Genomic DNA, 20,005 nt, shown 5'->3' with positions numbered 1-20,005 from the left:
GTCAGGAAGCTCGCATGCAAACTTTCTTTATTGCCCCCACTGATTTTGGTGTGGGCCTGACTTCTATCAGCCTGGGGCTGGTGCGCACACTGGAGCGTGCCGGCCTGAAAGTCGGCTTTTTCAAGCCAATTGCCCAGCCACACCCCGGCGATGTCGGCCCGGAGCGCTCGACCGAACTGGTCGCCCGCACCCATGGGCTGAAACCGCCACAGCCATTGGGGTTGGCGCACGTTGAGCGGATGCTGGGCGATGGCCAACTGGATGAACTGCTCGAAGAAATCATCAGCCTCTACCAGCAAGCCGCGGTCGGCAAAGACGTCCTGATCGTCGAAGGCATGGTTCCGACCCGCAGCGCCAGCTATGCCGCCCGGGTCAACTTGCATTTGGCCAAGAGCCTCGATGCAGAGGTGATTCTGGTGTCGGCGCCCGAGAATGAAGTGCTGACCGAACTCTCGGGCCGTGTCGAATTGCAGGCTCAACTGTTTGGCGGCCCCAAAGACCCGAAAGTCCTCGGCGTGATCCTGAACAAGGTACGCACTGACGAAAGCATGGAAGACTTCGCCGCGCGCCTTAAAGAACACTCGCCACTGCTGCGCACCGGTGACTTCAAGTTGCTGGGCTGCATCCCGTATCAGCCCGAACTCAACGCGCCGCGCACCCGTGACGTGGCCGATCTGCTGGGTGCCAACGTGCTGAATGCCGGGGACTACGAGACCCGGCGCATGTCAAAAATCATTTTGTGCGCCCGCACCGTGCTCAACACCCTGCAATTGCTCAAGCCCGGTGTGTTGGTGGTAACCCCGGGGGATCGCGACGACATCATTCTGGCGGTCAGCCTGGCGGCGATGAACGGGGTGCCGCTGGCCGGGTTGCTGCTGACCAGCGACACCCAGCCCGACCCGCGCCTGATGGAATTGTGCCGCGGCGCCCTGCAAGCGGGTCTGCCCGTGCTGTCGGTCAGTACCGGTTCGTATGACACCGCCAACCGCCTGAACAATCTGAACAAGGAAATCCCGATTGATGACCGCGAACGTGCGGAAATCATCACCGATTTCGTGGCCAGCCACCTGGATGCCAAATGGTTGCACCAGCGTTGCGGCACGCCGCGCGAAATGCGCCTCACCCCTGCCGTGTTTCGCTATCAACTGATCCAGCGTGCTCAGCAAGCCAACAAACGTATCGTCTTGCCTGAAGGCAGCGAACCGTTAACCGTACAGGCGGCGGCGATCTGTCAGGCACGCGGCATTGCACGTTGTGTGTTGTTGGCCAAGCCTGACGAAGTCCGGGCGGTGGCCAAGGCCCACGGTATTGAACTGCCGGACGGGCTGGAAATTCTTGACCCCGACGTGATTCGCGATCGGTATGTCGAGCCGATGGTGGCGTTGCGCAAAACCAAAAGCCTCAATGCCCCGATGGCTGAACAGCAGCTCGAAGACCCGGTGGTGATCGGCACCATGATGTTGGCGCTGGACGAAGTGGACGGCCTGGTGTCCGGGGTCATTCACTCCACTGCCAACACCATCCGCCCGGCCCTGCAATTGATCAAGACCGCACCTGGCTGCACGCTGGTGTCGTCGGTGTTCTTCATGCTTTTCCCCGAGCAGGTTCTGGTCTACGGCGACTGCGTGATGAACCCGCACCCGTCGGCGGCTGAACTGGCCGAAATCGCCCTGCAAAGCGCCGACTCTGCGGCAGCGTTCGGCATTACACCGCGGGTGGCGATGATCAGTTACTCCAGTGGCGACTCGGCCAGCGGTGAAGAGGTCGAAAAAGTCCGTGAAGCCACCCTGCTGGCGCACGAATCACAACACGCCCTGTTGATTGACGGCCCGTTGCAATATGACGCCGCAGCCAATGAGGACGTGGCTCGACAACTTGCCCCCAACAGTCAGGTTGCCGGGCGGGCCACCGTGTTTGTGTTCCCCGACCTCAACACCGGCAACACCACCCACAAAGCCGTGCAACGCAGCGCTGATTGCGTCAGCCTCGGCCCCATGCTGCAAGGCCTGCGCAAACCGGTGAACGACCTTCCCCGCGGCGCTCAGGTCGACGACATTGTGTACACCATCGCCCTCACGGCGATTCAAGCCGCCAACCGACCTATGGATGTGTAAATGCTGGACTCCCTGCCTGCGCCGTTACGCGGCGTGATTGCTTCCCTGCTGCTGGCGATCAACACCATCGTGTGCTGCACGCCGCTGTTCGTGGTGGCCATTTTCAAACTGTGCCTGCCCTTTGCCGCCGCCCAGCGCTGCACCGACTGGCTGATGCGCCATATCCACGAAGCGTGGGTCAGCAATAACAAACGCTGGATGGACCTGCTGGGGCAGACCCGCTGGCAGATCAAGGGGCTGGAGGGGCTCGATTACGAGCATTCGTACCTGGTGACCAGCAACCACCAGAGCTGGGTCGACATCATGGTGCTGCAATACGTGCTCAATAAACGCATCCGCCCGCTGAAGTTCTTCCTCAAGCAGGAGTTGATCTGGGTGCCGGTGATTGGTCTGGCGTGGTGGGCGTTGGGCTTCCCGTTCATGAAACGCTACTCCAAGGCGTACCTGGCCAAACACCCCGAGAAAAAAGGCGCCGATCTGGCGACCACGCGCAAAACCTGTGCGAAGTTTAAAAACCAGCCGGTCGGCATTTTCAACTTCGTGGAAGGCACGCGTTTCACCGAAGCCAAGCATGGGCAGCAACAATCACCGTTTCGCTACCTGCTCAAGCCCAAGGCGGGCGGTATTGCCTTTGTGCTGGACGCCATGGGCGAGCAACTGAAATCCATTGTCAACGTGACCATTCACTACCCCGGCGGGCGCCCCGGGTACTGGGATTTGCTGTGCGGCAACGTGCGCGAGGTCGTGGTGGTGTTTGAAGAGTTGAGCATTCCGGCTGAGTTTCTGGGGCGCAACTACGATCAGGATGCCGAGTACAAATTGGCATTTCAGAGCTGGATCAATCAATTGTGGGAAGACAAAGACCGCCTGCTGGGCGAGTTGCATCGCGAATACCCCAAAAGCTGATTCGCAAGCAGATAGACAAAAGCCCGCCACCGATCCCTCGGCAGCGGGCTTTTTCAGTGCGGCTTAAATCGCGCCGCGTTGACGCAACAGGTCCAGCACCAACTTGACGCCTTCATCAACCGTCAGCGCCTGCGTGTTCACCACCAGGTCTGCATCGAGCGGAACGTCATACGGGAAGGACTCACCCGGAATGTTGTCACCACCCGCTGCGTACAACCCTTGCGGGTCACGTTCGGCGCATACGGCAGGTGACGCCTGCACATACACGGTGATCAGGCGATCATCGCCAATCAACGCTTTGGCCTGATCGCGGCCTTGTGCGTCCGGCGCCACAAAGGCAGCCAGCGTCAGCAGACCCGCCTCATTGAACTGGCGCGCGACATGGGCCGCACGACGCCAGTTTTCTGTGCGTCCGGCGCGGTCTTGTGCCAACCCCTTGTTCAAGTCATGACGCAGGTTCTGGCCATCCAGCACAAACACCGCACGCCCCATGTCGAACAACTTGCGCTCAACGGCATAGGCCAGCGTGCTTTTACCCGCGCCCGACAGGCCGCTGAACAACACGGTCGCCGGTTGCTGACCGAAGCGTTGCGCACGCTCTTGAGTCGTCACGTGAGCCAGTTCGCCATGATGGCCAGTGCTGCCATGGCTGACCGGCTGGGCAACGATCATGCCTGCGCCCACGGTGCCATTGGTCAGGCGATCAATGATGATGAACGAGCCCGTGGTGCGGTTGCTGTCGTAACCGTCCAGCGCAATGGGTGCGTCGAGGCTGATCTTGACCTTGCCGATTTCGTTCAGTTGCAACGCGCTGGCCGGACCTTCTTCCAGTGTGTTGACATCGACCTTGTTGATGATGCTCGCGATGGAGCCCGGCACGTAGCTGGTCGCGCGCTTGATGTCGTACTTTTTGCCCGGCAGCATGGGCTCTTCGGCCATCCACACCAGCATGGCGTCGAAGGTATCAGTCACCGGCGGTACGCTGTCGGCGTGTACCAGCAAGTCACCGCGCGAAATATCGATCTCGTCTTCCATGGTCAGGGTGATCGCCTGACCCGGCCCGGCGTGCTCCAACTCACCTTCAAACGTGACGATGGATTTGACCCGGCTGCTCTTGCCCGATGGCAATACCATCACTTCATCGCCCTTGCGCACGATGCCGCTGGCCAGCGTGCCGGCAAAACCCCGGAAGTTCAGGTTGGGACGGTTGACGTATTGCACGGGGAAACGCAGGTCGGTCAGGTTGCGGTCGGCCGCCACCTCGACGGTTTCAAGAATTTCCATCAACGATTGGCCGGTGTACCACGGCGAACGCTCGCTTCTGTTCACCACGTTGTCGCCCTTGAGCGCCGACATCGGAACAAAATGCAGGCTGCTCGGCTTCATCTTCAAGCCTTCGGCAAACTTCAAGTAGTCCGCCTTGATCGACTCGAAGACGCCTTCGTCAAACCCTTTGAGGTCCATCTTGTTGATGGCGACCACGATGTGTTTGATGCCCAGCAACGACGCGATAAAGCTGTGGCGGCGCGTCTGGGTTTGCACGCCGTAACGGGCATCCACCAAGATAATTGCCAGATCACAGGTCGATGCGCCCGTGGCCATGTTGCGGGTGTACTGCTCATGGCCCGGGGTGTCGGCAATGATGAATTTGCGCTTGGCCGTGGAAAAGTAGCGGTAGGCCACGTCAATGGTAATGCCCTGTTCGCGCTCGGCTTGCAGGCCATCCACCAGTAGCGCCAGGTCGATGTCATCGCCCGTGGTGCCGCTTTTTTTCGAATCGCGGGTAATGGCTTCCAGGTGATCTTCGTAGATCATCTTGGAGTCGTGCAGCAAGCGCCCGATCAGGGTGCTTTTGCCGTCATCGACGTTGCCGCAGGTCAGAAAGCGCAACATCTCTTTGCGTTCGTGCTGGCCCAGGTAGGCGAGGATGTCCTCGCTGATCAAATCAGATACGTGCGACATGACAACCCCTTAGAAATAACCTTGACGTTTTTTATCTTCCATGGAGCCTGCGCCATCGTGATCGATGACTCGGCCCTGGCGCTCGGAAGTTCGCGTCAGGAGCATTTCCTGGATGATGTCGGTCAGGCTTTCAGCCTCCGATTCCACCGCGCCGGTCAGCGGGTAGCAACCCAGCGTACGGAAACGGACTTTCTTCTTGACGATGCGCGCCTTGTCTTCGTCAGACAGGTGCTCAAGGATGCGCTCGTCATCGATCATGATCAGGGTGCCGTTTTTCTCGATGACTTCACGCTCAGCGGCGAAGTACAGCGGCACAATCGGAATGCCTTCGAGGTAGATGTACTGCCAGATATCGAGTTCGGTCCAGTTCGACAACGGGAAGACGCGGATCGATTCGCCCTTGTTAACGTTGCCGTTGTAGACGTTCCACAGTTCAGGCCGCTGGTTCTTCGGATCCCAGCGATGTTTGCTGTCACGGAACGAGTACACGCGCTCTTTGGCGCGGGATTTTTCTTCGTCGCGGCGTGCGCCACCGAAGGCCGCATCAAAGCCGTACTTATCGAGCGCCTGTTTCAGGCCCTCGGTTTTCATGATGTCCGTGTGCTTGGCACTGCCATGGGTAAACGGGTTGATGCCCTGCGCCACACCGTCCGGGTTGACGTGAGTGATCAAGTCCAGACCCAGCTCGGCGACCATCTTGTCGCGGAAGCGGTACATCTCCTGGAATTTCCACTGCGTGTCGACATGCATCACCGGAAACGGCAGCTTGCCAGGGAAAAAAGCCTTGCGAGCAAGGTGCAGCATCACGGCGGAATCTTTACCGATCGAGTACAGCATTACCGGGTTATCGAACTCGGCAGCCACCTCGCGGATGATGTGGATGCTTTCCGCCTCCAGCTGTTTCAGGTGCGTCAGTTTGTCGACCATGGCTACTCACGAAAGCTATCTTATGAACGGCCTGCGGGCCGTGTTCGAGCGGAGAATGCTAGCACAGCACCTTCTTATATTGAGGGCGCCAACTAGATCGAAAAAGTCTAAGAATAGATCGCGGGGTTTGGGCTCAGCGCCACTGAAAAAGCGCTGCAGGCTGTCAGAAACCTGCAGCGACCGCGCCTGTCAGTGAGCGGCTAGATCGGGTTGGGGCAATCGATGAACAGGTGCTCCAGCGCAAAACGTCGGGCGAGGTAATCACCCAGCGCTTGCACGCCATACCGCTCGGTCGCGTGATGCCCGGCAGCAATGAAGCTGATGTCGTTTTCACGGGCGCTGTGAAAGGTCTGCTCGGACGCTTCCCCGCTGAGGTACAGGTCAACGCCGGCCTGGACGGCTTGATCGATGTAACCCTGCCCGCCTCCGGTGCACCAGCCGACACGCCGTATCATTGGGCTGCCTTCTATCAGCAGTGGTTCACGCCCCAGTACGTCTTGCACCCGTCTGGCAAAGTCCCGCGCCGTCATGGGCTCAGCCAACGAGCCCACCAGCCCTACCACTTTGGCATTGTCGGGATCCAACGGCCCTTCAACGGTGATGTCCAGTTGCCGCGCCAGTTGAACGTTGTTGCCCACGTCCGGGTGCAGGTCGAGCGGCAAGTGGTAGGCCAACAAGCTGATGTCGTGCTTGAGCAGGGTTTTAAGGCGACGCTGCTTCATGCCGGTAACGCACGGGTCTTCACCTTTCCAGAAGTAACCGTGATGCACCAGCACCAGATCGGCCCCGGCCTCCACAGCCGCATCCAGCAAGGCTTGACTGGCCGTCACGCCGCTGACGATGCGCAGCACTTGCGGTCGCCCCTCAACCTGCAAGCCGTTGGGGCAGTAATCGCTGATTGCAGCGCAATTGAGGTATCGATTTGCTTCTTCGACCAGCGTGCTCAAGGCGACGGCCATAAAAGACTCCTAAATATAGCGTTCAGAGGCGCGCAGCCCTCGTATAATGGCCGCCATTATGGGCCGTCATGGTGGCTCTGCAACCTTCAGGACTTAGTTCAATGCTCAAGGCTTTGCGTTTCTTTGGCTGGCCACTGCTGGCCGGCGTTCTTATCGCTTTGCTGATTATTCAGCGCTACCCGCAATGGGTCGGGCTGCCGAGTCTGGACGTTAATCTGCAACAGGCGCCGCAAACCAATTATGCGCAGCAAGGGCCGGTCACCTACGCCGATGCGGTGGTGCGCGCCGCGCCAGCCGTGGCCAACCTGTACACCACCAAGGTGGTGAACCGCAACGCCCGCCCCTTGTTTGAAGACCCGCAGTTCCGTCACTTTTTCGGCAACAACGCCCCCAAGCAAAAACGCATGGAATCGAGCCTCGGCTCGGCGGTATTGATGAGCCCCGAAGGGTATTTGCTCACCAATAATCACGTGGTGCTGAACGCCGACCAGATCGTCGTGGCCCTCAAGGACGGGCGTGAAACCCTGGCCCGAGTGATCGGCAGCGACCCGGAAACCGACCTGGCGGTGCTCAAGATTGATCTGAAAAACCTGCCGGCCATTACCATTGGTCGCTCCGACAGCCTGCGCATCGGTGACATTGCACTGGCCATCGGCAACCCGTTCGGGGTCGGCCAGACCACGACCATGGGCATCATCAGTGCCACCGGCCGTAACCAGCTGGGGCTGAACAACTACGAAGACTTCATCCAGACCGATGCAGCGATCAATCCGGGTAACTCCGGCGGCGCACTGGTGGACGCCAATGGCAACCTGACCGGCATCAACACGGCTATTTTCACCAAATCCGGCGGCTCTCAAGGTATCGGCTTTGCCATCCCGATCAATCTGGCGATGGAGGTCATGAAATCGATCATCGAACACGGCCAGGTGATTCGTGGCTGGTTGGGGATTGAAGTGCAACCGTTAACCCCGGACCTGGCCGAATCGTTCGGCCTGAGCGGTCGTCCGGGGATTGTCGTGGCGGGGATTTTCCGTGATGGCCCGGCGCAAAAAGCGGGTCTGCAGCTGGGTGATGTGATTCTGAGCATCGATGGCGCCCCCGCCAGCGACGGTCGTCGCTCAATGAACCAGGTGGCGCGAATCAAGCCGTCGGAGAAAATCAGCATTCAAGTGATGCGTAATGGCAAAGAGCTGAAACTGACGGCCGAAGTGGGCTTGCGTCCACCACAGGAACAGCCGCCGCAGCAGGAATAAACGCACTTCGTACGGCCGCTGCCCTGGTGACACTCACGTCATGGGCAGCGGCAATACTGTCTGATTAAACGCCTGACAACCCCTCAATCAGCGCTGCGTTCTGCTCCGGCGTGCCGATGGTGATGCGCAGGAACTGGTCGATTCGTAGTTGCTTGAAGTGGCGCACGATCACACCTTGTGCACGCAACTTGGCGGCCAGCGCCGCGGCATCGTGCTCCGGGTGGCGGGCGAAGATGAAGTTGGCCGCTGACGGCAGCACCTCAAACCCCAGCCCCTCAAGTTGCCCGACCAGCTGTTCACGGCTGTCGATGACGGCCTTGCAGGTCTGCTCGAAATAGTCACGGTCCTCGAACGCCGCAGCTGCACCGACTATCGCCAGGCGGTCCAGCGGATAGGAGTTGAAGCTGTTTTTGATGCGCTCCAGCGCCTCGATCAGGTCGGGATGCCCTACCGCGAGCCCTACCCGCAGACCTGCCAGCGAGCGGGATTTGGACAGGGTTTGGGTCACCAGCAGGTTCGGGTAACGATCCACCAGGCTGATTGCCGTCTGCCCGCCAAAGTCGATGTAGGCTTCGTCGACCACCACCACTGAGTCCGGGTTGGCGTTGAGTATCTGCTCGATCGCTTCCAGCGCCAACAGACAACCGGTCGGCGCATTCGGGTTCGGGAAGATGATGCCGCCATTGGGTCTGGCGTAATCGGTCGGCTGGATCTGGAACTGTGCATCCAGCGCTACGGGCTCGAACTCGATGCCGTACAGCCCGCAATACACCGGATAAAAGCTGTAGCTTATGTCCGGAAACAACAACGGCTGGTCGTGCTGAAACAAGCCATTGAAGACATGGGCCAGCACTTCGTCCGAGCCATTGCCCAAAAACACCTGACGGGGCTGCACGCCGTAATAGCTGGCCACCGCCTGCTTGAGCAAGTCGCTGTTCGGGTCCGGGTACAACCGCAGGTTGTCATTGAGCTCGGCCTGCATGGCCGCAAGGGCTTTGGGCGAAGGGCCGTAAGGGTTTTCGTTGGTGTTGAGCTTGACCAGTCGGGTCAGTTTCGGCTGCTCGCCCGGCACGTAAGGCACCAGGTCTTTAACAAAAGAACTCCAGAATTTGCTCATGCTTATTGCCCCTTTTTGTCAGCAATGATCCGGTACTCGGCACTGCGGGCGTGGCCGGTCAACGACTCGCCACGGGCCAGGACCGAAGCCGTCTTGCCCAACTCGGAAGCGCCTTGTTCGGAGCAAAAAATGATCGATGAACGCTTCTGGAAGTCATAGACCCCCAACGGCGAGGAGAAACGCGCCGTGCCCGAGGTCGGCAACACATGGTTAGGGCCCGCGCAATAATCACCCAGCGCTTCTGAAGTGTGACGACCCATGAAGATTGCACCGGCGTGGCGAATCTGCGGCAACCACGCCTGGGGATCGGCAACCGACAACTCAAGGTGTTCCGGGGCAATACGGTTGGCCACGTCGATGGCCTGCTGCATGTCGTCCACCAGAATCAGCGCGCCACGGCCGTTGATTGAGGTGTTGATGATCTCGGCGCGCTCCATGGTCGGCAACAGTTTGGCAATGCTGGCGGCTACCTTGTCGAGGAACGCGGCATCGGGGCTGACCAGAATCGCCTGAGCGTCTTCGTCGTGCTCGGCCTGGGAAAACAGGTCCATGGCAATCCAGTCCGGGTCGGTCTGGCCATCACACACCACCAGAATCTCCGACGGCCCGGCGATCATGTCGATACCGACCTGACCAAACACGTGGCGCTTGGCAGTGGCGACATAAATGTTGCCCGGCCCGACGACTTTGTCGACTTTAGGGACGCTTTCGGTGCCATAAGCCAGCGCGGCAACCGCCTGCGCGCCGCCGATGGTGAATACCCGGTCCACGCCCGCAATGCAGGCGGCAGCCAGCACCAGTTCGTTGAGTTCACCCCGCGGGGTCGGCACGACCATGACCACTTCGGTTACACCGGCCACCTTGGCCGGGATCGCGTTCATCAGCACCGACGACGGGTACGACGCCTTGCCGCCCGGCACATACAAACCGGCACGGTCCAGCGGCGTGACTTTTTGCCCGAGCACCGTGCCGTCGGCTTCGGTGTAGGTCCAGGAGTCCTGCTTTTGCTTTTCGTGGTAGCTGCGCACGCGTTGAGCGGCTTTTTCCAGCGCCTCGCGCTGCTCGGCGGTGATGCGGGTCAAAGCCAGTTCCAGGCGCTCACGAGGCAGGATCAGATCCGCCATCGAGGCCACTTCCAGGCCGTCGAAGCGCTGGGTGAATTCCACCAGCGCCGCATCGCCACGCTCACGCACTGCCTTGATGATGTCGAGCACGCGCTGGTTGACCGAGTCGTCAGACACACTTTCCCAGCTCAGCAGATGATCCAGATGCTGCGCGAAATCCGGATCAGCAGCGTTGAGACGGCGAATTGCAGTGGGAGCGGTCATAGCGAGGGCCTCGGTAATTGGCGAATGCTTAGAATTCAGGATATTGCACAGCTCAGGCACCGCAAGACTACCAAGCCATCCGCGCGGGTACCTGAGATTTCTGGCTTTTACACGGATAGATGGGCGCGCCCGGAGACGCGCGGGTGAGTCAGCCGCGGTGTCGGGATTCCACTGCTTTGCGCAGGGTATCGATCAGGGCTTGAATGCGGGCGTGCTGCATTTTCATGGAAGCCTTGTTAACCACCAGACGAGAGCTGATGGCGGCAATGAAGTCCTGGGGTTCCAGGCCATTGGCGCGCAAGGTGTTACCGGTATCGACCACGTCGATGATTTTGTCGGCCAGACCGATCAGCGGTGCCAGCTCCATCGAGCCGTACAGTTTGATGATGTCGACCTGACGGCCCTGTTCAGCGTAATAACGCTTGGCCACGTTGACGAACTTGGTCGCCACGCGCAGGCGGCCTTTAGGCTCGACGGCACCCACGGCACCGGCTGTCATCAGCTTGCACTGGGCAATGCGCAGGTCCAGTGGCTCATACAGGCCCTGACCGCCGTACTCCATCAATACATCTTTACCGGCAACGCCCAGGTCGGCGGCGCCATGCTCAACGTAAGTGGGTACGTCAGTGGCGCGCACGATCAGCAAACGTACGTCTGGCTGGGAGGTCGGAATGATCAGCTTGCGGCTTTTGTCCGGATTCTCGGTCGGCACGATGCCCGCTTCAGCCAGAAGCGGCAGGGTGTCGTCAAGGATACGGCCCTTGGACAATGCAATGGTCAGCATGGGAAACGTAAGTCCTTATCAGGGTACTTATGCCCGGGCGCAATCGGCGCCGGACAAACGTCGAGCCTGATAATCAGGCTCGACTTGAACGATTCGAGGCCAGGTAAGGTAACGCGTCAACACCGTTACGTCACCTGGCGGCTGGACACAGTCCGTGTGCCCTGATGCCTGTTACCAAAAACTAGCCCGGAACGCGGCGGATTTTGGCACCCAGCATTTGCAGTTTTTCTTCGATGCACTCGTAACCACGGTCTATGTGGTAAATGCGGTCGATCAAGGTATCGCCTTCGGCCACCAGTGCCGAAATCACCAGGCTGGCCGACGCACGCAGGTCGGTGGCCATCACAGGCGCGCCCTTGAGTGTTTCAGTGCCGGTCACGATGGCCGTGTTGCCTTCGACCTGGATCTTGGCGCCCATGCGGTGCAGTTCGTACACGTGCATGAAGCGGTTTTCGAAGATGGTCTCGATCACGGCGCCGGTGCCTTCAGCAATGGCGTTCAACGAGATGAACTGTGCCTGCATGTCGGTCGGGAACGCCGGGTAAGGAGCGGTACGCACATTGACGGCCTTAGGACGCTTGCCGTGCATGTTCAGCTCGATCCAGTCTTCGCCGGTGGTGATCTCGGCGCCCGCTTCCTTGAGTTTCTCAAGCACGGCTTCGAGGATGGTCGGATCGGTGTCCTTGACCTTCACGCGGCCGCCGGTCACGGCAGCAGCCACCAGGTAAGTACCGGTTTCGATACGGTCCGGCATCACGCGGTAAGTGGCAGAGTGCAGACGCTCAACGCCATCGATGGTGATGGTGTCGGTACCCGCACCGCTGACCTTGGCGCCCATGGCGTTCAGGAAGTTGGCCAGGTCAACCACTTCAGGTTCACGGGCCGCGTTTTGCAGAACGCTGCGGCCTTTGGCCAGTGCTGCGGCCATCATGATGTTTTCAGTACCGGTCACGCTGACGGTATCGAAGAAGAAGTTGGCGCCACGCAAGCCGCCTTCGGGCGCCTTGGCCTTGATGTAGCCGCCTTCAACGTCGATCACCGCGCCCATGGCTTCAAGGCCGCGGATGTGCAGGTCAACCGGACGCGAACCGATGGCGCAACCGCCAGGCAACGCCACTTCAGCTTCACCGAAACGGGCAACCATCGGGCCCAGTACCAGGATCGAAGCACGCATGGTCTTAACCAGTTCATACGGGGCGATCAGGGTTTTGATGGTGTTCGGGTCGATTTCGACCGACAGCTTCTCATCGATCACCGGCTCAATGCCCATGCGGCCGAAGAGCTCGATCATGGTGGTGATGTCATGCAGGTGCGGCAGGTTGGCCACGGTCACCGGGCCATCGCACAGCAGGGTCGCAGCCAGAATCGGCAGGGCAGAGTTTTTCGCCCCGGAAATGCGGATCTCGCCATCTAGACGGGCACCGCCGGTAATAATCAATTTATCCATAACAATCTCGACGCCAATGGGCTCAGGGGGCTCAGGTGCGCTCGGCCCAGGCCGCGCTGCTGAAGAATTTCATAGTGACCGCATGGATGCTGCCATCAGCGATCCACGGGTTCAAATGGGCATAGATGCTTTGTTGACGTTTCACCGGGCTCAAGGCCACCAGTTCGTCACTAATCACGTTCAGCTGAAAGTTGCAGCCTTCGCCCTCAACTTCTACCTGGGTTCCAGGCAGCTTTCCCTCAAGAAAGCTCTTCACTTCTACGGCCTGCATGCTCAACCTCAATCGGCGCCCAACGCGCGCGGGTCGGCCATCATACAAAAAAGCCCCGCGCCTGCGAACCCCGCTGAACAGGACTCTGACGGGGGGCTTCTCTATAAATGGCGATTAATGATGTGCCAATAGCTCGGTCAGGCCCGAAACCTGAGCGATTTCGCGCATGTCTTCAGGCATGGCACGAATGCTCAATGGCTTGTTCAGAGCTTGTGCGTCACGGATAAAACACAGCAGCAACGACAAACCGACGCTGCTGGATTTGGTGACGGCCGAGCAATCCACCACAAGGGATTTGGCCAGCGCTTTTTTGATCAGCGCCTGGCCTTCCTTACGTAAGCGGGGGCCGGTCTGGTAGTCAAGCACGCCACTGAGGCGCAGCTCGCTTTCACCGGCCAGGGTCACGGCACCCTCACTCATTTGTCGATGGCCTTGTCAGTCTCTTGCTTGACCTTGGCCACTTCGCCAGCCCAGTTATCAATGGTCTTATCCAGATCGTTGCCGTTTTTCTGCATGGCATCGGCGAATTGATCACGGAACAACTTGCCGATGTTGATGCCATTGACGATCACGTTACGTACTTTCCACTCGCCGTTCACCTTGTTAAGGGTGTACGACAACGGGTAAGTCGCGCCGTTATCGCCTTTAACGATCATGTCAACGCTGGTGCGATCGCCGCTTTCATTCTTGGCTGGCCCAACGGTGATGCCCTGGTTTTTGAACTCCAGCAAGGCGTTGCCGTAAAACTGCATGAGGCTGCGCTTGAAGTTCTCCTGGAACCGCTGCATTTGTGCTGGCGTTGCCTTGCGCGAGTATTTGACGGTCATGATGCTTTTGGAGATGCCTTCCACATCCACCGCAGGCCCGACAATATTGTTCAGGGCATCGTAAAACTTGCTCGGGTTTTGTTTGTATTGCTCTTTGTTGGCCGTCAGGTCAGCCAGCAAACGTGTGGTGGTGTCTTGAACGATGTCGTGGGCCGATTGCCCCGGTGCTGCATTCGCCATCAGAGGAAGTGCGGCCGCCAAAACAACCAGCAGGCCACGGCGCAAGAGAGAAATCATCGAAACACTCCTTATTTGGCGTCTTTGCTAACGGTATTGAGCAGGAACTTGCCGATCAGGTCTTCCAGAACCAGTGACGACTGGGTGTCGTGAATAGTTCCGCCGTTCTTGAGCAGCTCATCCTCCCCGCCCACGCTAATACCGATGTATTTCTCACCCAGCAGGCCTGCCGTGAGAATAGACGCTGTCGAATCCACCGGCAGGTTATCCACTTCTTTTTCGATCTGCAGCGTGACGCGGGCCGTGAAGTTGTCACGGTCCAGGTCGATCGCGGTCACCTTGCCGATGGTGACGCCCGCCATGGACACCTTGGCGCGCACGGTCAGGCCGGCAATATTGTCGAAGTAGGCATACAGCTTGTAGGTGTCACTGCTGGCGGTCGGGGACAGTCCACTGACCCGTAGGGCGAGCAACAGCAAAGCCAGGATGCCAGCCAGCAGGAACAGGCCGACACCGATTTCCATGGTGCGGTTTTGCATCAGAAATCTCCAAACATCAAGGCGGTCAAAATAAAGTCCAGCCCGAGTACAGCCAATGAGGCATACACCACGGTCTTGGTAGTGGCACGGCTGATCCCCTCTGAAGTGGGCTCGCAGTCATAACCTTGAAACACGGCAATCCAGGTCACTACAAAGGCAAAAACGATGCTTTTGATGATCCCGTTAAGCACGTCACCGGTGAAGGTCACGCTGTTCTGCATATTGGCCCAGTAGGAGCCGTCATAGACGCCCAGCCAGTCCACCGCCACCCACGAACCGCCCCAAATCCCGACCACGCTGAAAATCATGGCCAGCACAGGCAGAGAAATGAACCCGGCCCACATCCGCGGCGCAATGATGTATTTCAGCGGATCGACACCAATCATTTCCAGGCTGGACAGTTGCTCGGTCGATTTCATGTTGCCGATTTCAGCGGTCAGTGCAGACCCGGCCCGACCGGCGAACAGCAGCGCGGTCACCACCGGCCCCAGCTCACGCAACAGGGTCAGGGCCACCATCTGCCCCACCGCCTGCTCCGAGCCATAGCTGGACAGGATGCTGAAGCCTTGCAGCGCCAGCACCATGCCGATGAAGACGCCGGAAACCACGATGATGACCAGCGACATGACACCCACGGAATGCAGTTGCTTGAGCAACAGCCCAAACCCGCCGCCGATTCCGCCGCGCCCCAGCAATGCGTGAAACAGGAAAATCGTCGAACGCCCCAGTACCGAGACCATGTCGATCCCGGCCCGGCCGAACAATCCGACGCGGTCCAACATTGATTGTTTGCGCATCAGCGCTTCCCCAGAAGATCGGTTCGGTAGTCCGACGCCGGAAAGTGAAACGGAACCGGACCGTCGGGATCGCCAGTCATGAACTGACGGATGCGCGGGTTATCGGCATTCATCAACTCTTGCGGCGTACCCTGCCCCAGCACCTGACCATCGCCCACTACGTATAAATAGTCGGCAATGCTCGCTGTTTCGGCCAAATCGTGAGAAACCACAATGCTGGTGATGCCCAATGCGTCATTCAGCAGACGGATGAGACGCACCAGCACCCCCATGGCAATGGGGTCCTGGCCGACAAACGGTTCGTCGTACATCAGGATTTGCGGGTCCAGCGCGATGGCACGAGCCAGCGCCACACGGCGTTTCATACCGCCAGACAGCTCGTCCGGCATCAGGTCAATGGCTCCGCGCAACCCGACCGCCTGCAACTTGAGCAGCACGATGTCGCGGATCATTTCTTCCGGCAGCTCGGTATGCACGCGCAGCGGGAAGGCAACGTTTTCGAATACATCCAGATCGGTAAACAGGGCGCCGCTCTGAAACAGCACGCCCATATGCTTGCGCGCGTCGAACAGATCGCTGCGCGACAGGGTCGGCAGGTTCTGGCCGTTGACCCACACTTCGCCGTTGCTGGGACGCAGTTGCATGCCCATCAAGCGCAACAGGGTGGTCTTGCCGCAGCCGGACGGACCCATGATCCCCGTGACTTTGCCACGCGGGATACGAATATCGACGTTATTGAAAATGCTGCGCGAACCGCGCTTGAAGGAAACTCCCTTCAGCTCGACCGCGTAGGCGTTATCGGCACTCATCTAAACTCCTTGCGATGCAGCCTCTGCCTCTAACCGGACATCAAGCTTCTTTTCAGGAAGCGCGCGTTCCTTGAGCGGGCCGAACTGGCGGCGAACTATATCACTGCTGTTACTGACCGCCAAAGGCCGAAGGAGTGCCCATTCAGGTTAAGGACAGTGAAAAATGAGTAAATCATCCTAAAGTCCAGTAGAGCTTTGTTGCATGAGACAACAAAGCATGACGAACACACGTGAGGGAATTGCTCAGAACCGCTATAATCGCCGCCTTTTCTCAGGCTACCCGACTTCAAACATGAGCCAATCCAGCGACCTGATTCAATCTGCACAACGCACCATCCGCCTCGAACTGGAAGCCGTAGAAGATTTACTGCCCCGGATCGACGCTGATTTCGTACGCGCTTGCGAGATGATTCTAGCGAGCAAGGGTCGAGTCGTCGTAGTCGGCATGGGCAAGTCCGGGCATATCGGCAATAAAATCGCCGCCACCCTGGCCAGCACCGGCACCACGGCTTTCTTTGTTCACCCGGCCGAAGCCAGCCACGGCGACATGGGCATGATTACCCGCGACGACATCATCCTCGCGCTGTCGAACTCGGGCTCCACCGCCGAGATCGTCACATTGCTCCCTCTTATCAAACGCCTCGGCATCCAGCTCATCAGCATGACTGGCAATCCCGAGTCCCCGCTGGCCAAGGCTGCCGACGTTAGCCTGGATGCCCGCGTGGCCCAAGAAGCCTGCCCATTGAACCTGGCGCCTACGTCATCGACCACGGCCACGCTGGTACTGGGCGATGCGCTGGCCATTGCCTTGCTCGAAGCCCGCGGGTTCACGGCTGAGGATTTCGCCTTCTCGCACCCTGGCGGTGCACTGGGTCGCCGCTTGCTGCTTAAAGTTGAAAATGTCATGCACTCGGGTGATGAACTGCCTCAAGTGGTACGCGGCACGCTGCTCAGGGACGCCCTGATGGAGATGACCCATAAAGGGCTGGGCATGACCGTTGTCACTGAAGCGGACGGCACACTGGCCGGGATCTTCACCGACGGCGACTTGCGCCGCACGCTGGATCGCGAAATCGATATCCGCAACGCGACTATCGATACGGTGATGACACCTCACGGCAAAACAGCCCGCGCCGACATGCTCGCCGCCGAGGCCCTTAAAATCATGGAAGACCATAAAATCAGCGCGCTGGTTGTCGTCGACAAGGACGACCGCCCAGTCGGTGCCTTGAACATGCACGATTTGTTGCGCGCAGGAGTGATGTAATGACCAACGATTTGCTCAAACGCGGCAAAGCCATCAAGCTCGCCGTTTTCGACGTTGACGGTGTACTGACTGATGGCCGGCTGTACTTCCTTGAAGACGGCAGCGAGTTCAAGACCTTCAATACCCTCGACGGCCAGGGCATCAAGATGCTGATGGCAGCCGGCGTTCAGACGGCAATCATCAGTGGTCGCAAGACTCCGGTCGTTGAGCGTCGCGCGCAAAACCTGGGTATCGCGCACCTGTATCAGGGTCGAGAAGATAAATTGGTGGTATTGGACGAGCTTCTCGGCCAACTCAACCTAAGCTATGAACAGGTTGCCTATCTGGGCGACGACCTGCCGGATTTACCGGTTATCCGTCGCGTAGGCCTGGGCATGGCTGTGGCCAATGCCGCCAGTTTCGTACGCGAGCACGCCCACGGTATTACCCAGGCACGCGGCGGTGAAGGCGCCGCACGTGAATTCTGCGAACTGATCCTGCGCGCCCAAGGCCGTCTGGATGCCGCTCACGCGGCCTACTTATAGAGCTTTCTATGCTGAGTAAAAAAATTCGCAACTTCCTGTTATTCGGTGTCATTGCGGCGCTGTTTGCAGCCGTGGGCTACTGGAATATCAGCCCGGAACGCTTCCTCGACAAACCTGCCGTGGCGGTGGATGAGCACGCGATCGACTATTACGCCATCAACGCCCACAGCCTTCAGTATTTGCCGGACGGCAAGCTGCAATATGAAATGACGTCCGACAAGGTTGAACACCTCAAGGCTTCCGAAGTGACGCTGCTGACCAACCCGGACCTGCAGATGTACCGCGGAACCACGTTCCCGTGGCATGTTCAAAGTGAGCGCGGCGAGGTCAACCCGGACGGCACGGAGGTCGAGCTGATCGACTCGGTACGTGTCGCCCGCACCGACGAACGCAACCGTGAGCTGATTATCACCAGCTCACGCATGACAGTATTCCCACAGAAGCAATATGCGCAGACCGAGCAAGCCGTTAGAATCGACGGCGCTGGCGGTGTGACCACTGCCAAGGGAATGAAAGCATATTTGAAAGACGGCAGGATGGACCTGCTGTCCAACGTAAGAGGACAGTATGAGTCTCGTTAAAACCCTCCCTTTATTGCTCAGCTTGAGCGCAGCACTGGGAAGCGTGAGCGCCTGGGCTCTGCCGAACGACACCGAACAGCCTATCCGTATTCAGGCCAACGAAGCGCAGCTGGATGACAAGAAAGGCGTCGCAACCTACAAGGGCGACGTCATCATCACGCAAGGCTCGATGAAAATTACCGGCAATACCGTCACGATCACCCGCAACGCGGCTGGCGAAATTGACGTCGTGACCTCGATCGGCAATCTGGCCTACTTCGAACAACTGCAAAAAGCCACTGACCCGGTTCCGGTCAAAGCCTACGCAGTGACCATTCAGTACCATGCACCGCAAAACCGCATCGTCCTGATCGACAAGGCCAAAGTGATCAACGACGGCAATACCACTGAAGGCGAGAAAATCGTCTACGACACGGTCAAGCAAGTGGCCAACGCCGGTCGCGCCAACGGTAGCAGCGTGACTGCTCCTCGTCCGCGCATCGACATGGTGATCCAGCCGAAGAAAAAAACTGACGCGAAGGCCAAGTAATGGCAACTCTTAAAGCCCAGCATTTGGCTAAAAGCTACAAGAGCCGTCAGGTGGTGCGCGATGTCAGCCTGTCGATCGACAGCGGGCAGATCGTGGGCCTGCTCGGCCCTAACGGCGCCGGCAAGACCACCTGCTTTTACATGATTGTGGGCCTGGTGCAGGCTGACCAGGGTCGCGTGCTGATCGACGACCTGGATGTCAGCCACCAACCCATGCACGGCCGCGCACGCGCCGGTATCGGTTATCTGCCGCAGGAAGCCTCGATTTTCCGCAAGCTCTCGGTCGCCGATAACATCATGGCGATTCTCGAGACACGCAAGGAGCTCGACAAAGCAGGTCGTCGCAAGGAGCTGGAAAGCCTATTACAGGAATTCCACATCAACCATATCCGCGACAACCTGGGCATGAGCCTGTCGGGTGGCGAGCGCCGCCGGGTGGAAATCGCCCGCGCACTGGCTACCGCCCCCAAGTTCATTCTGCTCGATGAACCCTTTGCCGGTGTTGACCCCATCTCCGTGGGCGACATCAAGCAGATCATTCACCACCTCAAGGCCAAAGGCATTGGCGTGCTGATCACCGATCACAACGTTCGTGAAACACTCGATATTTGCGAAACTGCCTACATCGTAAATGACGGACAACTGATTGCTGAAGGCGACGCTGAAACGATTCTGGCCAACAAATTGGTGAGAGAAGTGTATCTGGGCAATGAGTTCCGCTTGTAAGCCCTTACGCTTGTACATGCCTTGAAGGTGTTTTCAATTTGCTCCGGCCAGCCTGACGAATTGTAAACGCCTCTAGGCAAACGCTACGGTTTCAGGCATATAATTTGCTTATGTTTGGCGCTCACGCGCCCTTGTAGTGGATGGCGCCATGCGCGCCGG

At 58.7% G+C, this 20,005-nt stretch carries 21 protein-coding genes; 8 read left to right on the top strand and 13 right to left on the bottom strand.

The window, feature by feature from the left end; genetic code table 11:
- Nucleotides 1-14: 14 nt before the first annotated feature.
- Both pta and yihG read left to right on the top strand, forming a co-directional pair.
- On the top strand, nucleotides 15-2,114 hold the full coding sequence (gene pta / locus HBN61_RS04515) for a phosphate acetyltransferase (RefSeq protein ID WP_047273385.1): 2,100 nt from the start codon (nucleotides 15-17) through the stop codon (nucleotides 2,112-2,114).
- Nucleotides 2,115-3,020: a 1-acylglycerol-3-phosphate O-acyltransferase, YihG family gene (yihG, locus tag HBN61_RS04510; RefSeq protein ID WP_047273384.1), complete on the top strand. Its 906-nt coding sequence runs from the start codon at nucleotides 2,115-2,117 to the stop codon at nucleotides 3,018-3,020.
- A 63-nt stretch (nucleotides 3,021-3,083) separates the two neighbouring features.
- Here the strand turns inward: yihG and cysN are convergent, their stop codons facing one another.
- The 3 genes from cysN to HBN61_RS04495 all read right to left on the bottom strand — a co-directional run bounded on the left by cysN (nucleotide 3,084) and on the right by HBN61_RS04495 (nucleotide 6,868).
- The gene (gene cysN, locus HBN61_RS04505; RefSeq protein WP_047273383.1) at nucleotides 3,084-4,982 is read right to left on the bottom strand and encodes a sulfate adenylyltransferase subunit CysN; all 1,899 of its coding nucleotides are present in this window, start codon (nucleotides 4,980-4,982) and stop codon (nucleotides 3,084-3,086) included.
- Nucleotides 4,983-4,991: 9 nt separating this feature from the next.
- Nucleotides 4,992-5,909 (bottom strand): sulfate adenylyltransferase subunit CysD, encoded by a 918-nt coding sequence (gene cysD, locus HBN61_RS04500; RefSeq protein WP_047273382.1) that lies wholly within the window; start codon nucleotides 5,907-5,909, stop codon nucleotides 4,992-4,994.
- 200 nt (nucleotides 5,910-6,109) lie between these two features.
- Nucleotides 6,110-6,868 carry a Nif3-like dinuclear metal center hexameric protein gene (locus tag HBN61_RS04495; RefSeq protein ID WP_083333253.1) on the bottom strand — a complete coding sequence of 253 codons (759 nt, stop codon included), beginning with the start codon at nucleotides 6,866-6,868 and terminating at the stop codon, nucleotides 6,110-6,112.
- 101 nt (nucleotides 6,869-6,969) lie between these two features.
- Between HBN61_RS04495 and algW the strand changes: the two genes are divergently transcribed.
- Nucleotides 6,970-8,124: a Do family serine endopeptidase AlgW gene (gene algW / locus HBN61_RS04490; RefSeq protein ID WP_047273380.1), complete on the top strand. Its 1,155-nt coding sequence runs from the start codon at nucleotides 6,970-6,972 to the stop codon at nucleotides 8,122-8,124.
- 64 nt (nucleotides 8,125-8,188) lie between these two features.
- Here the strand turns inward: algW and hisC are convergent, their stop codons facing one another.
- The 10 genes from hisC to HBN61_RS04440 form a co-directional block, all read right to left on the bottom strand.
- Nucleotides 8,189-9,241, bottom strand: coding sequence for a histidinol-phosphate transaminase (gene hisC / locus HBN61_RS04485; RefSeq protein WP_047282078.1), 1,053 nt, complete (start codon nucleotides 9,239-9,241; stop codon nucleotides 8,189-8,191).
- A 2-nt stretch (nucleotides 9,242-9,243) separates the two neighbouring features.
- Nucleotides 9,244-10,569 (bottom strand): histidinol dehydrogenase, encoded by a 1,326-nt coding sequence (gene hisD, locus HBN61_RS04480; RefSeq protein ID WP_047273378.1) that lies wholly within the window; start codon nucleotides 10,567-10,569, stop codon nucleotides 9,244-9,246.
- Between the two features lie 148 nt (nucleotides 10,570-10,717).
- Nucleotides 10,718-11,353: an ATP phosphoribosyltransferase gene (hisG, locus tag HBN61_RS04475; RefSeq protein WP_047273377.1), complete on the bottom strand. Its 636-nt coding sequence runs from the start codon at nucleotides 11,351-11,353 to the stop codon at nucleotides 10,718-10,720.
- A gap of 181 nt (nucleotides 11,354-11,534) precedes the next feature.
- Complete coding sequence (gene murA, locus HBN61_RS04470) at nucleotides 11,535-12,800, bottom strand: UDP-N-acetylglucosamine 1-carboxyvinyltransferase (RefSeq protein ID WP_047273376.1); 1,266 nt, start codon at nucleotides 12,798-12,800, stop codon at nucleotides 11,535-11,537.
- A gap of 31 nt (nucleotides 12,801-12,831) precedes the next feature.
- Nucleotides 12,832-13,071 (bottom strand): BolA family protein, encoded by a 240-nt coding sequence (locus HBN61_RS04465; protein WP_003439919.1) that lies wholly within the window; start codon nucleotides 13,069-13,071, stop codon nucleotides 12,832-12,834.
- A gap of 114 nt (nucleotides 13,072-13,185) precedes the next feature.
- Nucleotides 13,186-13,491 (bottom strand): STAS domain-containing protein, encoded by a 306-nt coding sequence (locus HBN61_RS04460; RefSeq protein WP_047273375.1) that lies wholly within the window; start codon nucleotides 13,489-13,491, stop codon nucleotides 13,186-13,188.
- On the bottom strand, nucleotides 13,488-14,135 hold the full coding sequence (locus HBN61_RS04455) for an MlaC/ttg2D family ABC transporter substrate-binding protein (protein ID WP_083333252.1): 648 nt from the start codon (nucleotides 14,133-14,135) through the stop codon (nucleotides 13,488-13,490). Before HBN61_RS04455 ends, HBN61_RS04460 begins: the two co-directional genes overlap by 4 nt.
- Nucleotides 14,136-14,146: 11 nt before the next feature.
- Nucleotides 14,147-14,614 carry an outer membrane lipid asymmetry maintenance protein MlaD gene (gene mlaD, locus HBN61_RS04450; protein ID WP_170046234.1) on the bottom strand — a complete coding sequence of 156 codons (468 nt, stop codon included), beginning with the start codon at nucleotides 14,612-14,614 and terminating at the stop codon, nucleotides 14,147-14,149.
- Entirely contained in the window at nucleotides 14,614-15,411 is a 798-nt protein-coding gene (mlaE, locus tag HBN61_RS04445) for a lipid asymmetry maintenance ABC transporter permease subunit MlaE (RefSeq protein WP_047273372.1), read from the bottom strand. Before mlaE ends, mlaD begins: the two co-directional genes overlap by 1 nt.
- Nucleotides 15,411-16,220 (bottom strand): ATP-binding cassette domain-containing protein, encoded by an 810-nt coding sequence (locus HBN61_RS04440; protein WP_047273371.1) that lies wholly within the window; start codon nucleotides 16,218-16,220, stop codon nucleotides 15,411-15,413. Before HBN61_RS04440 ends, mlaE begins: the two co-directional genes overlap by 1 nt.
- 292 nt (nucleotides 16,221-16,512) lie before the next feature.
- On the opposite strand from HBN61_RS04440, the gene HBN61_RS04435 reads away from it, so the two are divergent.
- From HBN61_RS04435 to lptB, 5 genes are read left to right on the top strand one after another with little or no spacing between them, the layout of a single operon-like run.
- The gene (locus HBN61_RS04435; RefSeq protein WP_047273370.1) at nucleotides 16,513-17,487 is read left to right on the top strand and encodes a KpsF/GutQ family sugar-phosphate isomerase; all 975 of its coding nucleotides are present in this window, start codon (nucleotides 16,513-16,515) and stop codon (nucleotides 17,485-17,487) included.
- Complete coding sequence (locus HBN61_RS04430; protein ID WP_047273369.1) at nucleotides 17,487-18,011, top strand: KdsC family phosphatase; 525 nt, start codon at nucleotides 17,487-17,489, stop codon at nucleotides 18,009-18,011. The genes HBN61_RS04435 and HBN61_RS04430 overlap by 1 nt, the downstream gene beginning before the upstream one ends.
- A gap of 8 nt (nucleotides 18,012-18,019) precedes the next feature.
- The gene (gene lptC, locus HBN61_RS04425; protein WP_047273368.1) at nucleotides 18,020-18,592 is read left to right on the top strand and encodes an LPS export ABC transporter periplasmic protein LptC; all 573 of its coding nucleotides are present in this window, start codon (nucleotides 18,020-18,022) and stop codon (nucleotides 18,590-18,592) included.
- Nucleotides 18,579-19,121, top strand: a complete 543-nt coding sequence (gene lptA / locus HBN61_RS04420; RefSeq protein ID WP_047273367.1) for a lipopolysaccharide transport periplasmic protein LptA — start codon at nucleotides 18,579-18,581, stop codon at nucleotides 19,119-19,121. Before lptC ends, lptA begins: the two co-directional genes overlap by 14 nt.
- A complete protein-coding gene (lptB, locus tag HBN61_RS04415) occupies nucleotides 19,121-19,846 on the top strand; it encodes an LPS export ABC transporter ATP-binding protein (protein ID WP_047273366.1) in 726 nt (241 codons plus the stop codon). The genes lptA and lptB overlap by 1 nt, the downstream gene beginning before the upstream one ends.
- The last annotated feature ends 159 nt before the right edge of the window (nucleotides 19,847-20,005 follow it).

The sequence above is a fragment of the Pseudomonas sp. WS 5071 genome, assembly GCF_012985765.1.
Classification (GTDB): Bacteria; Pseudomonadota; Gammaproteobacteria; order Pseudomonadales; family Pseudomonadaceae; genus Aquipseudomonas; species Aquipseudomonas lundensis_A.
Note: the sequence above shows the minus strand (reverse complement) of the source record. Positions and strands in the feature narration are given on the sequence as shown.

Excerpts from the sequence above, each read along its gene's own strand:
- lptB (WP_047273366.1), top strand. The coding sequence starts at position 19,121 with ATGGCAACTCTTAAAGCCCAGCATTTGGCTAAAAGCTACAAGAGCCGT.
- hisD (WP_047273378.1), bottom strand. The coding sequence starts at position 10,569 with ATGACCGCTCCCACTGCAATTCGCCGTCTCAACGCTGCTGATCCGGAT.
- lptA (WP_047273367.1), top strand. The coding sequence starts at position 18,579 with ATGAGTCTCGTTAAAACCCTCCCTTTATTGCTCAGCTTGAGCGCAGCA.
- HBN61_RS04460 (WP_047273375.1), bottom strand. The coding sequence starts at position 13,491 with ATGAGTGAGGGTGCCGTGACCCTGGCCGGTGAAAGCGAGCTGCGCCTC.
- HBN61_RS04455 (WP_083333252.1), bottom strand. The coding sequence starts at position 14,135 with ATGATTTCTCTCTTGCGCCGTGGCCTGCTGGTTGTTTTGGCGGCCGCA.
- hisC (WP_047282078.1), bottom strand. The coding sequence starts at position 9,241 with ATGAGCAAATTCTGGAGTTCTTTTGTTAAAGACCTGGTGCCTTACGTG.
- mlaE (WP_047273372.1), bottom strand. The coding sequence starts at position 15,411 with ATGCGCAAACAATCAATGTTGGACCGCGTCGGATTGTTCGGCCGGGCC.
- yihG (WP_047273384.1), top strand. The coding sequence starts at position 2,115 with ATGCTGGACTCCCTGCCTGCGCCGTTACGCGGCGTGATTGCTTCCCTG.
- murA (WP_047273376.1), bottom strand. The coding sequence starts at position 12,800 with ATGGATAAATTGATTATTACCGGCGGTGCCCGTCTAGATGGCGAGATC.
- hisG (WP_047273377.1), bottom strand. The coding sequence starts at position 11,353 with ATGCTGACCATTGCATTGTCCAAGGGCCGTATCCTTGACGACACCCTG.
- HBN61_RS04440 (WP_047273371.1), bottom strand. The coding sequence starts at position 16,220 with ATGAGTGCCGATAACGCCTACGCGGTCGAGCTGAAGGGAGTTTCCTTC.
- HBN61_RS04465 (WP_003439919.1), bottom strand. The coding sequence starts at position 13,071 with ATGCAGGCCGTAGAAGTGAAGAGCTTTCTTGAGGGAAAGCTGCCTGGA.
- HBN61_RS04430 (WP_047273369.1), top strand. The coding sequence starts at position 17,487 with ATGACCAACGATTTGCTCAAACGCGGCAAAGCCATCAAGCTCGCCGTT.
- cysD (WP_047273382.1), bottom strand. The coding sequence starts at position 5,909 with ATGGTCGACAAACTGACGCACCTGAAACAGCTGGAGGCGGAAAGCATC.
- cysN (WP_047273383.1), bottom strand. The coding sequence starts at position 4,982 with ATGTCGCACGTATCTGATTTGATCAGCGAGGACATCCTCGCCTACCTG.
- HBN61_RS04435 (WP_047273370.1), top strand. The coding sequence starts at position 16,513 with ATGAGCCAATCCAGCGACCTGATTCAATCTGCACAACGCACCATCCGC.
- mlaD (WP_170046234.1), bottom strand. The coding sequence starts at position 14,614 with ATGCAAAACCGCACCATGGAAATCGGTGTCGGCCTGTTCCTGCTGGCT.
- pta (WP_047273385.1), top strand. The coding sequence starts at position 15 with ATGCAAACTTTCTTTATTGCCCCCACTGATTTTGGTGTGGGCCTGACT.
- lptC (WP_047273368.1), top strand. The coding sequence starts at position 18,020 with ATGCTGAGTAAAAAAATTCGCAACTTCCTGTTATTCGGTGTCATTGCG.
- HBN61_RS04495 (WP_083333253.1), bottom strand. The coding sequence starts at position 6,868 with ATGGCCGTCGCCTTGAGCACGCTGGTCGAAGAAGCAAATCGATACCTC.
- algW (WP_047273380.1), top strand. The coding sequence starts at position 6,970 with ATGCTCAAGGCTTTGCGTTTCTTTGGCTGGCCACTGCTGGCCGGCGTT.